This window comes from Pseudomonas sp. LBUM1641, assembly GCF_059716235.1.
On the sequence record NZ_CP166815.1, the window covers coordinates 6914054 to 6927223 of the forward strand.

The 13170-nt window shown below is 61.7% G+C and carries 14 protein-coding genes; 11 read left to right on the plus strand and 3 right to left on the minus strand.

Annotated elements, in window-relative coordinates:
• The first annotated feature begins 40 nt into the window (after positions 1-40).
• Positions 41-784, plus strand: a complete 744-nt coding sequence (locus ACA046_RS31995) for a hypothetical protein (RefSeq protein WP_459024744.1) — start codon at positions 41-43, stop codon at positions 782-784.
• Between the two features lie 171 nt (positions 785-955).
• A complete protein-coding gene (locus ACA046_RS32000) occupies positions 956-1690 on the plus strand; it encodes a hypothetical protein (protein ID WP_497675611.1) in 735 nt (244 codons plus the stop codon).
• Positions 1691-1733: 43 nt separating this feature from the next.
• Here the strand turns inward: ACA046_RS32000 and ACA046_RS32005 are convergent, their stop codons facing one another.
• Positions 1734-2585, minus strand: a complete 852-nt coding sequence (locus ACA046_RS32005; RefSeq protein ID WP_497675612.1) for an SDR family oxidoreductase — start codon at positions 2583-2585, stop codon at positions 1734-1736.
• Between the two features lie 188 nt (positions 2586-2773).
• Here ACA046_RS32005 and exbB point away from each other — a divergent pair, with 188 nt between their 5' ends.
• The 9 genes from exbB (at position 2774) to ACA046_RS32050 (ending at position 11546) form a co-directional block, all read left to right on the plus strand.
• A complete protein-coding gene (gene exbB, locus ACA046_RS32010) occupies positions 2774-3760 on the plus strand; it encodes a tonB-system energizer ExbB (RefSeq protein ID WP_076013157.1) in 987 nt (328 codons plus the stop codon).
• A 6-nt stretch (positions 3761-3766) separates the two neighbouring features.
• Complete coding sequence (gene exbD, locus ACA046_RS32015; protein WP_017476711.1) at positions 3767-4192, plus strand: TonB system transport protein ExbD; 426 nt, start codon at positions 3767-3769, stop codon at positions 4190-4192.
• Positions 4189-4938, plus strand: a complete 750-nt coding sequence (locus ACA046_RS32020) for an energy transducer TonB family protein (protein ID WP_076013158.1) — start codon at positions 4189-4191, stop codon at positions 4936-4938. The genes exbD and ACA046_RS32020 overlap by 4 nt, the downstream gene beginning before the upstream one ends.
• A gap of 167 nt (positions 4939-5105) precedes the next feature.
• Positions 5106-5441 carry a cupredoxin domain-containing protein gene (locus tag ACA046_RS32025; RefSeq protein ID WP_076013159.1) on the plus strand — a complete coding sequence of 112 codons (336 nt, stop codon included), beginning with the start codon at positions 5106-5108 and terminating at the stop codon, positions 5439-5441.
• Positions 5442-5444: 3 nt separating this feature from the next.
• Positions 5445-6263, plus strand: a complete 819-nt coding sequence (locus tag ACA046_RS32030) for an FTR1 family iron permease (RefSeq protein WP_459024751.1) — start codon at positions 5445-5447, stop codon at positions 6261-6263.
• 19 nt (positions 6264-6282) lie between these two features.
• The gene (locus ACA046_RS32035) at positions 6283-6813 is read left to right on the plus strand and encodes an iron transporter (RefSeq protein ID WP_459024753.1); all 531 of its coding nucleotides are present in this window, start codon (positions 6283-6285) and stop codon (positions 6811-6813) included.
• 114 nt (positions 6814-6927) lie between these two features.
• Positions 6928-7848: a hydrogen peroxide-inducible genes activator gene (locus ACA046_RS32040; RefSeq protein WP_003213305.1), complete on the plus strand. Its 921-nt coding sequence runs from the start codon at positions 6928-6930 to the stop codon at positions 7846-7848.
• Positions 7849-7856: 8 nt separating this feature from the next.
• On the plus strand, positions 7857-9932 hold the full coding sequence (recG, locus tag ACA046_RS32045) for an ATP-dependent DNA helicase RecG (RefSeq protein WP_088422055.1): 2076 nt from the start codon (positions 7857-7859) through the stop codon (positions 9930-9932).
• A 213-nt stretch (positions 9933-10145) separates the two neighbouring features.
• The gene (locus tag ACA046_RS32050; protein WP_076013163.1) at positions 10146-11546 is read left to right on the plus strand and encodes an aminoacyl-tRNA deacylase and HDOD domain-containing protein; all 1401 of its coding nucleotides are present in this window, start codon (positions 10146-10148) and stop codon (positions 11544-11546) included.
• 135 nt (positions 11547-11681) lie between these two features.
• Here the strand turns inward: ACA046_RS32050 and ACA046_RS32055 are convergent, their stop codons facing one another.
• Both ACA046_RS32055 and tagQ read right to left on the minus strand, forming a co-directional pair.
• Complete coding sequence (locus ACA046_RS32055; protein WP_008439448.1) at positions 11682-12062, minus strand: hypothetical protein; 381 nt, start codon at positions 12060-12062, stop codon at positions 11682-11684.
• A gap of 125 nt (positions 12063-12187) precedes the next feature.
• On the minus strand, positions 12188-13111 hold the full coding sequence (gene tagQ / locus ACA046_RS32060; RefSeq protein ID WP_421523266.1) for a type VI secretion system-associated lipoprotein TagQ: 924 nt from the start codon (positions 13109-13111) through the stop codon (positions 12188-12190).
• Positions 13112-13170 lie beyond the last annotated feature (59 nt).

The following is a 13170-nucleotide window of genomic DNA, read 5'->3' on the forward strand; positions in this document are numbered from 1 at the left end:
GGGAAGGCTGCGCCGAATTGGTTTTTGGAAGGATTTCGTAATGCGCAAAGCGCTCGTTGCCTCTTCGTTGCTCGCCCTGTTGCTCGGCGGCTGCGCCAGCAATCCCGCCGACCTGGATGTGAGCGGCACCTGGATCAACCAGGCCGCCATCGACGCGGCAGCCAAGGGCGGCCCTTTGCGTGAAGCCCTGCAGAGCTATGGTCCGAACCTCGAATGGGAGGTGAACACCAAAGCGTCTCAGGCCCGCTACTACAACGGTTTTGAAGTAGCGGAAGGCAAGTTGCTGGGTGAAAAATCCGGCGCCTGGAGCGTCGATTTCTACGGCGGCTCCGCCACTGAACTCAAGCGTAAAGGCAAACAACTGCTGCAAGGGGCCAATGATAACGAGCCCGAGCAACTGTTCGCCCGTGCCAAGGACCCTGCGCCCGAAGGCGCACCACTGGGTGCCAACTTCGAACGCACCCTGTACGCAGCCTATATGGGCGGCACCTGGAAAATCAGCAGCGGCACTGGCGAAGGCGCAACCGTACAATTCCAGGCCAATGGCCAAGTAACCGGCTTGCCCGGCGCTGATCAGTACTCGCTGTGCCTGGCGGGCGATTGCGCCTCCATGAGTGGCGGCTACGACAGCATCTGGCTGCAACTGAACGGCCAGGGCAACCCGTGGATCTTTGCGCGCAAGGGCAAGCAACTGGAGATCTTCCAGGCGATCAACACCGCCCAGGCCGACGAGGTACCCTCGTTTACCCCCGGGCCGCGGCAGTGGTTGCTCGAAAAACAGTGATACAGAACCAACGAGCCCACAGGCTCCTGCTTTCTGTAGGAGCTAGCTTGCTCGCGAAGGACGTCGACGGTAACGCTGGCATCCTGAATTACCGAGGTGTCTTGGCGTTTTTCGCGAGCAAGCTCGCTCCTACATTGGGCCTCATGGTTTTTACCGTCCAGGGATTGCCCCATGCGCACATTACTTGTCCTTAGCCTGATCCTGCTGGGCGGCTGCACCCATGCGCCGCAGCCAACCGACATCAGCGGGCTATGGATCAACCAGGCAGCCATCGATTCGGCTGCCCAAGGCAGGCCCTTGCTGCGAGCCATTGATGCGCATGGCTTAAATCTGGAATGGAACATCGACACCCGCAGCAAAAAGGCGCAATTCAGCAATGCGTTTGAGCTGGGCGAAGGCCAATTACAGCCGAAGGCGCCGGCTGCATGGACCGTCGACTACAACGGTCATGGCACCGATGAACTGCAATTGGATGGCAACCAACTGATTCAGCAGACCACAAAAAATTACCCGGCCCAACGCTTCACCCGCCCCGTCCAACCCGCCGCAGCACACGCCCAGTGGGGTACGACGTTCAGACGTGCGTTGAACTCGGCCTATATGGGCGGCCAGTGGAAAATCATTGAAGGCCAGGGCACCGGCAACATCGTAGTGTTCAACGCTGACGGCAGCGTATCCGGCCTGGCGCAAAACAACCGGTACGAGTTATGCCTGGGAGGCGATTGCGCCACTCAAGGCGCCGGCAATGACACCCTTTATCTAGGCAAGGGCGATGCGGGAGACAGCTGGATTTTTGTCCGCTACGGCAAACAGCTGGAGATACTCCAGGCGATCAACCAGTCCCAACCGGATGAAATCCCACAGCTCACTCCAGGCCCACGCCAATGGCTGCTGGAAAAACAGTGACACAAAAAAGGAGCCCTTGGGCTCCTTTTTCTTTAGGTCGTGATCAACCTTCAAGAATCGCTGCGTACCCTTCGCGATAACTTGGGTATCGCGGCACCCAGCCCAGCGCCTTGGCCCGGGCATTGCTGCACTGCTTGCTGCCAGCGCGTCGGACGCTGGCGTTCTCGGCCCATTCGGTCACGCCAAGGTACTCACGCAACCAGGCAACCACCTCGGCCAGCGGGGCCGGAGCATCGTCGACGCCGATGTAGCACTTATCCAGCACACCGCCCTGCTCCACGTGCTGCAGCAAAAACGCGAGCAAACCCGCCGCGTCATCGGCGTGAATCCGGTTGCCATATAAAGGCGGATCAATCGCCACGCGATAACCCTGGCGCACTTGGCTCAGCAGCCATTCCCGGCCCGGGCCATAGATACCGGTGAGGCGCACGACGCTCGAGGGAATGCCGCTATCCAACGCCACTTGCTCGGCTTCCAGCATCACTTGTCCGGAATAACCGCCCGCCTGGGTCGCGGAGCTTTCGTCGACCCACTCACCGTTCTGCTGCCCATACACACTGCTACTGGACACAAACAGCAAGTGCTTAGGTTCTTGGCCGTAGTCGTTCAACCATTCCAGCACATGCTGCAACCCTTGCACGTACGCGGCGCGATAGCCTGCTTCGTCGTGATCGGTGGCCGCCGCGCAATACACCAGGTAATCCACCCCGCCCACCGGCCAGGTATCGGGGCAATCTTCTTTGAACAGGTCGCCGGCAATCCCGATCACACCCTCGGGAAGGCGCGAGACATCCCGCCGCAGGCCATGAACCTCCCAGCCCTTGGCCAGCAATTGGGTGGCCAGACGGCTACCGACATCGCCGCAACCGGCAATCACCACAGAAGGCGCAGACATCACAAAACTCCATTCTTAAAGGTCAAGATTAGCCCCCACAGATGACCAGCGGCCAGCAAAACGACAAATAAAGTATCCGTATTGCTTCTGTTAACAAGAATTACTTGCAATAATAACCGCCCTTTTGTCCTCGACCCGATACGGTCTGGAAGGACACCCACTCATTCTTTCTCTCAGGTCCGGCCAGCATGACACGCAATAAATTCCCCGCTTCGCCAACCAAGCCTCACAGCCCATCCCGCGCCTGGCGTGCGATAGCTGCAGTGCTGTTCAGCGTTCTGCTGGCACCGACCGCCGCGTTCGCCGATAACACCGCACCAGCCACCCCGCCTGCTGCCACTGCGCCAGCCCCCGAGCAAAATGCTCCTGCGCCAGCCGCCGCACCCGCTGCCACCGACCCAGCCCTGGCCGCCGAAGGCGCACCGGCTGACGATTCCGGCGTCGTGCTGGAAGAAGACAACAGCCTGGGCATGGCCCACGACCTGTCGCCCTGGGGCATGTACCAGAACGCTGACATCATCGTGAAGATCGTGATGATCGGCCTGGCCATCGCCTCGATCATCACTTGGACCATCTGGATCGCCAAAGGCTTCGAGTTGCTGGGCGCCAAGCGTCGCCTGCGCACTGAAATCGTCCACCTGAAAAAAGCCACCACCCTTAAAGAAGCCAGCGAAAGCGCGGCGAAGAAGGGCACCCTGGCACACCTGCTGGTTCACGACGCACTCGAAGAGATGCGCCTGTCCGCCAACACCCGTGAAAAAGAAGGCATCAAGGAACGCGTCAGCTTCCGTCTTGAGCGCCTGGTTGCTGCCTGCGGTCGCAACATGAGCAACGGCACCGGCGTGCTGGCCACCATCGGTTCCACCGCGCCCTTCGTCGGCCTGTTCGGTACCGTGTGGGGCATCATGAACAGCTTCATCGGCATCGCCAAAACCCAGACCACCAACCTCGCCGTCGTGGCTCCCGGCATCGCCGAAGCCCTGCTGGCAACGGCGCTGGGCCTGGTTGCCGCGATTCCTGCGGTAGTCATCTACAACGTCTTCGCCCGTTCGATCGCCGGCTACAAGGCCCAGGTATCAGACGCTTCGGCAGAAGTCCTGTTGCTGGTCAGCCGTGACCTCGATCACCTGCCTACCGAGCGCAGCTCGCAACCGCATATGGTGAAAGTGGGGTAATCGGCCATGGGCCTGCATTTGAATCAAGGCGACGACGAGCTCGTCGAGAACCACGAAATCAACGTCACGCCGTTTATAGACGTGATGCTGGTGCTGCTGATCATCTTCATGGTGGCCGCACCACTGGCCACTGTGGACATCAAGGTCGACCTGCCCGCCTCCAGCGCGAAACCTGCGCCGCGGCCGGAGAAACCGATATTCCTCAGCGTCAAGGCGGACCAACGTCTGTTCCTGGGCGAAGAAGAAGTCAAATCCGAAACCCTGGGCGCGGTGCTCGACGCCAAGACCCAGGGAAAGAAAGACACGACGATCTTCTTCCAGGCCGACAAGGGCGTGGACTACGGCGACCTGATGAGCGTGATGGATGCCCTGCGGGCAGCCGGCTACCTCAAGGTAGGCCTGGTCGGACTTGAGACGGCAGCCAAGAAATGATCACGACGCGCCACAAACTGACGCGTTATGGCACCAGCCTCGCCGTCGTGCTGGGCGTCCACGCCGTCGCGATCATCATCGCGCTCCAGTGGTCGGCGCCACATATGGTCCAGCTGCCTCCGGCGGCCATGGTTATCGACCTGGCACCGATGCCGGCGCCTCCACCTCCGGCCCCGCCGAAGGTGGTAACGCCGCCGCAACCACCCGCGCCGGTGGAAGAGCTGCCATTGCCGAAACTGGCCGAGGCACCGAAGCCGACGATCCAGGTGCCAAAGCCGGTCAAACCCAAGCCGAAACCACAGCCGCCAAAACCTGTGGAGAAGAAGCCCGATCCGCCCAAGGAGAAACCTTCCGAGGAGCCACCGAGCGAAACTCCGCAGAACAACGCGCCTACGGAGAAGTCCGCCCAGCCACAACCGGGCCCTTCACCGCAGCAGATCGCGGCCAAGGCCACCTGGGAAAGTACCCTGCTGGGCCACCTGCAGAAGTACAAGAAGTACCCGCCGGGCGCCCAGGCGCGTGGCAAGGAAGGCCTGAACCGCTTGCGTTTCGTGGTGGATGCCGACGGTAACGTGCTGTCCTATGAACTGGTGGGCCGCTCTGGCAACGCCGACCTGGACCGCGCCACTCTCGACATGATCCGTCGTGCCCAGCCGCTGCCCAAGCCGCCGGCCGACATGTTGAAAGGCGGCAGCATCGAGATCGTTGCGCCGTTCGTTTACAACATCGAAAAACGTCGCCGGTAATCCTCACAGTGGGCACTCTCGGGTGCCCACGGCTGCTGCTTCTCCCCTGCCTATCGCCGCAAGCTGAACCAGAGTTGAACAGGCCTCAACCTAACTTTATCTTCACTTGTAACATTTAAAGACAAAGCTAATCATCCGAGAATAGTTCTCATTAGCGTACATTCGGCATGCCCAACCTTGCCCGGCTGGCTCTCCTCCTACTGGCTTTTCCCGTCGCAGCGCAGGCGGATCAGTTGGTCACCCTGGTCATTCAAAACCACACCTTCAGCCCCTCGACGTTCGAGGTGCCGGCTGGGGAACGCTTTCGTATTCAACTCACCAGCCATGACGAAAGCGTCGATGAGTTCGAAAGCTATGACATGAAATTCGAAAAAATCATCGTCCCCGGCAACACCGTTACGGTGTTTGCCGGCCCGCTGCATCCCGGCACCTACACCTTCTTCGATGACTACCACCCGGACCAGGCCAAAGGCACGGTCACTGCTGTCGCGGCCAAGGAGTAAGCCATGCTGGCCTGTCTGTTGATCGTGTTTCGAGAAGTACTGGAAGCCGGGATCGTGGTGGGGATTGTGATGGCCGCCACCCAAGGCCTGGCCAGACGCGGGCTGTTCATTGGTGGTGGAATCGCGGCCGGCGTACTCGGTGCCGGCGTCCTCGCGCTCTTTACCGGCGCAATCACCCAGGCGCTGCAAGGCTTCGGCCAGGAAATTTTCAACGCGGCGATTCTGGTGGTCGCCGTGGTGATGCTGGGCTGGCACAACCTGTGGATGGCCAGCCACGGTCGCGAGCTGGCGACCCAACTGCGCAGCGCCGGCAATGCCGTACTCAACGGCGAAAAATCACTCTGGGCCCTGGCCGTAGTGATTACCGTGGCCGTGCTGCGCGAAGGTTCGGAAATCGTGCTGTTCCTCTACGGCATCGCCGCGTCGAGCCAGGCAGACCCGCTCTCGATGCTGACCGGCGGCGTGCTCGGCATCGCTGCCGGGGCCGCGTTGTCCTGGCTGATGTACCGCGGCCTGGTCGCCATCAGCCTCAAGCGTCTGTTCTCGATTACCGGCTGGATGATCGCCTTGCTCGCCGCCGGCATGGCCGGCCGGGCCGCCGCGATCCTTGCCGGTATCGACCTGATTCCCGCCTGGGGCTACCAGCTCTGGGACACCTCCTGGCTGGTCTCCGATGGCAGCCTCACCGGCCGGGCACTGACCGCGCTGGTGGGCTACACCGACCGGCCACTGGGCGTCCAGTTGGTTGCCTGGTCCGTCACCCTCGCGCTCCTGGTGCTGGGTAACCGCCTACTGCATTCACGCCCGACACAATCACCTTAACCGCCCCAGGAGCCCCACCATGAAACCTCTGCGCAATCCCTTGGCCGCCGCACTGCTACTTGTCAGCGCCGTGGCCGTTTCCTCCCTGGCCCATGCCCGCGAATACCCGATCGGTGGGCCAGTCCAGATCAACGATATGGAAATCGCCTCTTCCTATCTGGTGGGCATCGAAATGGCGCCGATGCCGCCGGGCATGGTGATGAGCAAGGACTCGGTGCACCTTGAAACGGACGTGCACGCCACCGCCGACAACAAGTACGGCCTGTCCAACGGTGAGTGGGTGCCCTACCTGACCATCAGCTACTCGCTGGTCAAGCAAGGTTCGCCCGACTACAAGGAAATCGGTACGTTGCTGCCGATGGTGGCCAAAGACGGCGCCCACTACGCCAACAACGTGAAGATGGACGGCCCCGGCACCTACACCGTGGTATTGCGCTATGAAAGCCCGCAAATCAAAGGTTTCTTCCACCATGTGGACAAGGAAACGGGCGTGCCTGACTGGTGGGCTCCCTTCACCGAAACCTTCACCTTCAAGTACCCGCAAAAGTGAAATACCGGGCCGTGATACTCGATTAACCAGTGTCGTGGCCCCTACGCTGTCTGATAACGTGCGTCTATCGATTGCAGCCGGTATGCTTGGCCCGCAACCTCATGGACGCCCGCTATGACTCTTACAGAATTACGCTACATCGTTACCCTCGCCCAAGAGCAGCACTTCGGCCACGCGGCCGAGCGTTGCCACGTCAGCCAGCCGACGCTGTCGGTGGGTGTGAAGAAGCTTGAAGACGAACTCGGTGTGCTGATTTTCGAGCGCAGCAAAAGCGCCGTGCGCCTCACGCCCGTCGGCGAAGGCATCGTCGCCCAGGCCCAGAAGGTTCTGGAACAGGCCCAAAGCATTCGCGAGTTGGCCCAGGCCGGTAAAAACCAGCTGACCGCCCCGCTGAAAGTCGGCGCCATCTACACCGTCGGCCCGTACCTGTTTCCGCACTTGATTCCGCAACTGCACCGCGTCGCGCCGCAGATGCCGCTGTATATCGAAGAAAACTTCACCCACGTGCTGCGCGACAAACTGCGCAACGGCGAGCTGGACGCGATCATCATCGCCCTGCCGTTCAACGAGGCAGACGTGCTGACCCTGCCGCTCTACGATGAGCCGTTCTACGTGCTGATGCCGGCGTCCCACCCATGGACACAGAAGGACACCATCGACGCGGGCCTGCTCAACGACAAGAGCCTGCTGTTGCTGGGCGAAGGCCACTGCTTCCGCGACCAGGTGCTGGAAGCCTGCCCGACCCTGACCAAGGGCAATGACGGCGCCAAGCACACCACCGTGGAATCCAGCTCCCTGGAAACCATTCGCCATATGGTTGCTTCCGGCCTGGGTATTTCGATCCTGCCGCTGTCGGCGGTGGACAGCCATCACTACGCCCCCGGCGTGATCGCCGTGCGCCCACTGACGCCGCCGGTGCCGTTCCGAACCGTGGCGATCGCCTGGCGCGCCAGCTTTCCGCGACCGAAAGCGATTGAAATCCTCGCCGACTCGATCCGCCTGTGTTCGGTGGCCAAGCCGCCTGCTGCGAGCTAAGTAACGGTATGACTGAGCTGTCGCAGGTGTCGGTGACGGCACTCAAGGGTGTCGGGGAAGCCATGGCCGAGAAATTGGCCAAGGTCGGCCTGGAAAATCTCCAGGACGTGTTGTTCCACCTGCCCCTGCGTTACCAGGACCGCACCCGCGTGGTGCCCATCGGCCAACTGCGCCCGGGGCAAGATGCCGTGGTTGAAGGCACCGTCAGCGGCGCCGATGTGGTGATGGGCAAGCGCCGCAGCTTGGTCGTGCGCCTGCAAGACGGCACCGGCGGCCTGAGCCTGCGCTTCTACCATTTCAGCAACGCCCAGAAGGAAGGCCTCAAGCGTGGCACCCGCGTGCGTTGCTACGGCGAAGCCCGGCCCGGCGCTTCGGGACTGGAAATCTACCACCCGGAATACCGCGCCATTACCGGCGACGAACCGCCGCCAGTGGACACCACCCTCACACCGATCTACCCGCTCACCGAAGGCCTGACCCAACAGCGCCTGCGCCAGCTGTGCATGCAAACCCTGACGATGCTCGGGCCAAAAAGCCTGCCCGACTGGCTGCCTCAGGAACTGGCGCGCGACTATCAACTCGCACCGCTGGATGATGCGATTCGCTACCTGCATCACCCACCTGCCGACGCCGATGTCGACGAGCTGGCCCTCGGTCATCACTGGGCCCAGCATCGCCTGGCGTTCGAAGAGCTGCTGACCCACCAACTGTCCCAGCAACGCCTGCGCGAGAGCATGCGTTCCCTGCGCGCGCCGGCGATGCCCAAGGCCACACGTCTTCCGGCTCAATATCTGGCCAACCTGGGGTTTGCACCGACGGGCGCCCAGCAACGGGTCGGCAACGAAATCGCCTACGACCTGAGCCAGAAAGAACCCATGCTGCGGCTGATCCAGGGCGACGTAGGCGCGGGTAAAACCGTGGTCGCCGCACTCGCCGCGTTGCAGGCCCTCGAAGCTGGTTATCAGGTTGCACTGATGGCGCCTACCGAGATTCTTGCCGAACAGCACTTCATCACCTTCAAGCGCTGGCTCGAACCACTGGGCCTGGAAGTTGCGTGGCTGGCGGGTAAGCTCAAGGGCAAGAACCGCGTATCGGCCCTGGAGCAAATCGCCGCCGGCGCTCCGATGGTGGTGGGCACCCACGCGCTGTTCCAGGACGAAGTGAAGTTCAAGAACCTCGCGCTGGTGATCATCGACGAACAGCACCGCTTCGGCGTGCAGCAGCGCCTGGCCCTGCGCCAGAAAGGCGTGGGCGGCCGCATGAGCCCGCACCAGTTGATCATGACCGCCACACCGATCCCGCGCACCCTGGCCATGAGCGCCTACGCCGACCTCGACACTTCGATCCTCGACGAACTGCCGCCGGGCCGAACGCCGGTCAACACGGTGCTGGTCACCGACACTCGCCGGGTCGAAGTGATCGAACGGGTACGCGGTGCCTGTGCCGAAGGCCGTCAGGCGTATTGGGTGTGCACCCTGATCGAAGAGTCCGAAGAACTGACCTGCCAGGCTGCCGAAACCACCTATGAAGACCTCACCAGCGCCTTGGGCGAACTCAAGGTCGGGCTGATCCACGGCCGCATGAAGCCGGTGGAAAAGGCCGCGGTGATGGCCGAGTTCAAGGCCGGCAATTTGCAATTGCTGGTGGCGACCACCGTCATCGAAGTCGGCGTCGACGTGCCCAACGCCAGCCTGATGATCATCGAGAACCCCGAGCGCCTCGGTCTGGCCCAACTGCACCAATTACGTGGCCGTGTCGGCCGGGGCAGCGCTGCCAGCCATTGTGTGCTGCTGTACCACCCGCCGCTGTCGCAGATTGGCCGCCAGCGCCTGGGCATCATGCGTGAGACCAACGACGGTTTCGTGATCGCCGAAAAAGACCTCGAACTGCGCGGCCCCGGCGAAATGCTCGGCACCCGCCAGACCGGCCTGCTGCAATTCAAGGTCGCCGACCTGATGCGCGACGCCGACCTGTTGCCCGCCGTGCGCGATGCTGCCCAGGCGTTGATCGAGCGCTGGCCGGAGCATGTCAGCCCGTTACTGGATCGCTGGCTCAGGCATGGGCAGCAATACGGCCAAGTGTGACGCTGGCCCACCGTAGGAGCGAGCTTGCTCGCGAAAAACCTGAGGGCGCCGCGTTGAATCAGGATGCCCGCATCATCGTTAACGACCTTCGCGAGCAAGCTCGCTCCTACACATGCCTGCAATAGCCGACAGTGTCACAAACCGCACTTAGACGACCCTCACTTGTATCAAGCTGGTTATACTCCAATGACTGTAGGAAATTGGATTCAGGCCATGTCAGAAGTTGCCCTCGCCACAGCCCCGCCGACCGCACCCTCGGTGATTCGGACGCTGCTTGCAAAGCTCGCTATCAGCTACACGGAAGTTGCCGAACGCCCTGGCCTGAACCCGGCACAAAAGGTTCAGGCAGTGTTGCTCGATGATGCCGTGGGTGCACTCATGGTGCTGTTTCCACAGAGTCAGCTGCTGGACCTCAATCGCCTGGCCGAACTTACCGGCCGCCGCCTCACGGCCGTGTCGCCGGAGCGCCTCGAGCGCATGCTCGGCAAACACAGCCTGAGCCTGCTGCCTGGCCTGCCGCCGCTGACCAGTTCGCCGTGCCTGTACGAAGAAAGCCTGTTGCGTGAGCCAACCGTGCTGGTGCACTCGGGCGAGGCCGGGCTGCTGCTGGAGATTTCCAGCGACGCCTTCAAGAGCATGCTGACCAAAGCCAGCGCCGCGCATTTCGGCGAGCCGCTGAGCAGCATCCGGCCGAACCTGGATCGCCCCAACGACGACCGCGAGGAAATCACCCAGGCAATGCAGGCGTTCACCGCCCGCCGTATCCAGCAGCGCCTGGAAGCGACCATCGAGATTCCACCGCTGGCCGACACGGCGCAGAAGATCATCAAGCTGCGGGTCGACCCCAACGCCACCATCGACGACATCACCGGCGTGGTGGAAACCGACCCGGCCCTGGCCGCCCAAGTGGTGAGCTGGGCCGCATCGCCCTACTACGCCTCGCCGGGCAAGATCCGTTCGGTGGAAGACGCCATCGTGCGCGTGCTGGGCTTTGACCTGGTGATCAACCTTGCGCTGGGCCTGGCCCTGGGCAAGACCTTGAGCCTGCCCAAGGACCATCCGCAACAGGCCACGCCGTACTGGCACCAGTCGATCTACACCGCCGCGGTGATCGAAGGCCTGACCCGCGCCATGCCCCGCGCCCAGCGCCCGGAAGCCGGCCTGACCTACCTGGCCGGCCTGCTGCACAACTTCGGCTACCTGTTGCTGGCCCACGTCTTCCCGCCGCATTTCTCGCTGATCTGCCGGCACCTGGAGGTCAACCCGCACCTGTGCCACAGCTACATCGAACAGCACCTGCTCGGTATCAGCCGCGAGCAGATTGGTGCGTGGTTGATGCGTTACTGGGACATGCCGGACGAACTGTCCACGGCCCTGCGCTTCCAGCACGACCCGACCTACGACGGGCAATATGCGGAATACCCGAACCTGGTGTGCCTGGCCGTGCGCTTGTTGCGCAGCCGGGGGATCGGCTCCGGGCCGGACGAAGACATCCCGGACGAACTGCTTGAGCGCCTGGGGCTGACCCGAGACAAGGCAGAGGATGTGGTGGCTAAAGTGCTGGATGCGGAAACGTTACTGCGCGAGTTGGCGTCGCAGTTCAGCCAGGGATAAATCGGGCGCCTGTTACACCGTATTCGCGAGCAAGCCCGCTCCCACATTCAATCCCATTCCAAAGTTGGAACTCGGTCGAATGTGGGAGCGGGCTTGCTCGCGAATGCAGGCGACGCGGTATTGCTGAAGAAACCCCTAGCCTTTGGGCTTTTTCTTCGGCTTCAAATACTTGGTCAACCCCTGGAACCAGATCACCAGCGCCGGGTTGCCCTTGATCTGGATCGACTTGTCCTGAATCCCCGTCATGAACGCCAGTTGTTTGTTCTTCGCCTGCATCGTGGCGAAGCCGTAGGCGGCGTCCTTGAAGGCAATAGCAAACGCAGGCGCGGGATGAACACCCGAACGGCTGGTGATGCGCTGGTCTTTGACGATGAAGTGACGGGCAACCTTGCCGTCGAGAGTCTGCAGCTGGAACGCCAGGTCCTTGTCACCCAACTGCTGCTGGAACGCAGGGTTGGTGCGGCTGGCTTTGCCCATCAACAGGCCAAGCATCCAGAGAAGAAAGCGAAATTTCATGCACACGGCCTCAGTGTAATTATTGGGTGGCCGCAGCAGTTTAACGATTTGCGCAAATAACGCTACCGATCTCCCGTTTTAGCAGGAGATCGGCTGGCGTTTACCGCTTATAGCAACAACTTTGCTTAGACGTTAGGGCAAGGAACCGGTGCCCAATCCGCCAGGTTTGGATCGCGGCAAGTGCCTTCGATCTGCGCTTTACCGGCGCTGGCAACCTGCTTGCTTTCAGCTTGCTTGGTCTGGGCGGTCTGGATGGTTTTCTCGGTCGCTACGGCTTCTTTCGGCACGGTTGGCAGCACCGGCTTCTTCGCGACTTTTACCGGCTTCTTGCCTTTAGCTGGCGTCACCACCGGCGTGGTATCGGCAGTCGCAACAGTAACGACGTCGGCACGTTGTACGCCCACTTGTTGCAGATCCTGCTCGTACGCCTGGGTGTAGTTGTTCAGGTCTTCGCTGGCCTTGCCGTTTACCGCGACGATCAGGTCGTTGGACTCTTTCAGGCCCGAGACGATTTCTGCCAGGCGCTTGCGGCCTTCGGTGTCGTTAACGGTCTTGGCCTTGCGGTCAGCCACCAGCTTGGTGAATGCGCTCTGATAGCACTGCTGGGACGCCTTGGCATACGCGGTGCTGCGATCGATGTCGGAAGCGCGCTTGTTGACGTCAGTGGCGTAGGAGGCGATGCGCTGGTTGTCATCGGTGATCTGCTTCTGGCGCTCGGTGTAGTAACCCGCTGCACCACCGGCCAGGGCGCCGCCCGCTGCGCCGATCGCGGCGTTGCGGCCACGCTTGTCGGAGTCGCCGGTCAGGGCGCCCAGCAAAGCACCACCGGCCGCACCGATTGCAGCGCCGGTGACTACCGACTTGGTCAGGTCCGAATCGGTAGCACGCAGGTGCTGCACCGGCTCGTAGCAGTTCGGGTAGTACTCGACCTTGGTGGTCGAGGAGACCTTGGAGGTTGGCGACGTTGCGCAACCGGTCAGCACGGTGCTGAAACCAGCAGCGATCAACAGCAGATGACGCTTGGAAACTGCCTTACGGGAAAAAATCATCGTTGTGTTCTCTTTTAAGTTTGACTTGCCCAGCACGGCCCACCGCCGCCTGAGTCCTT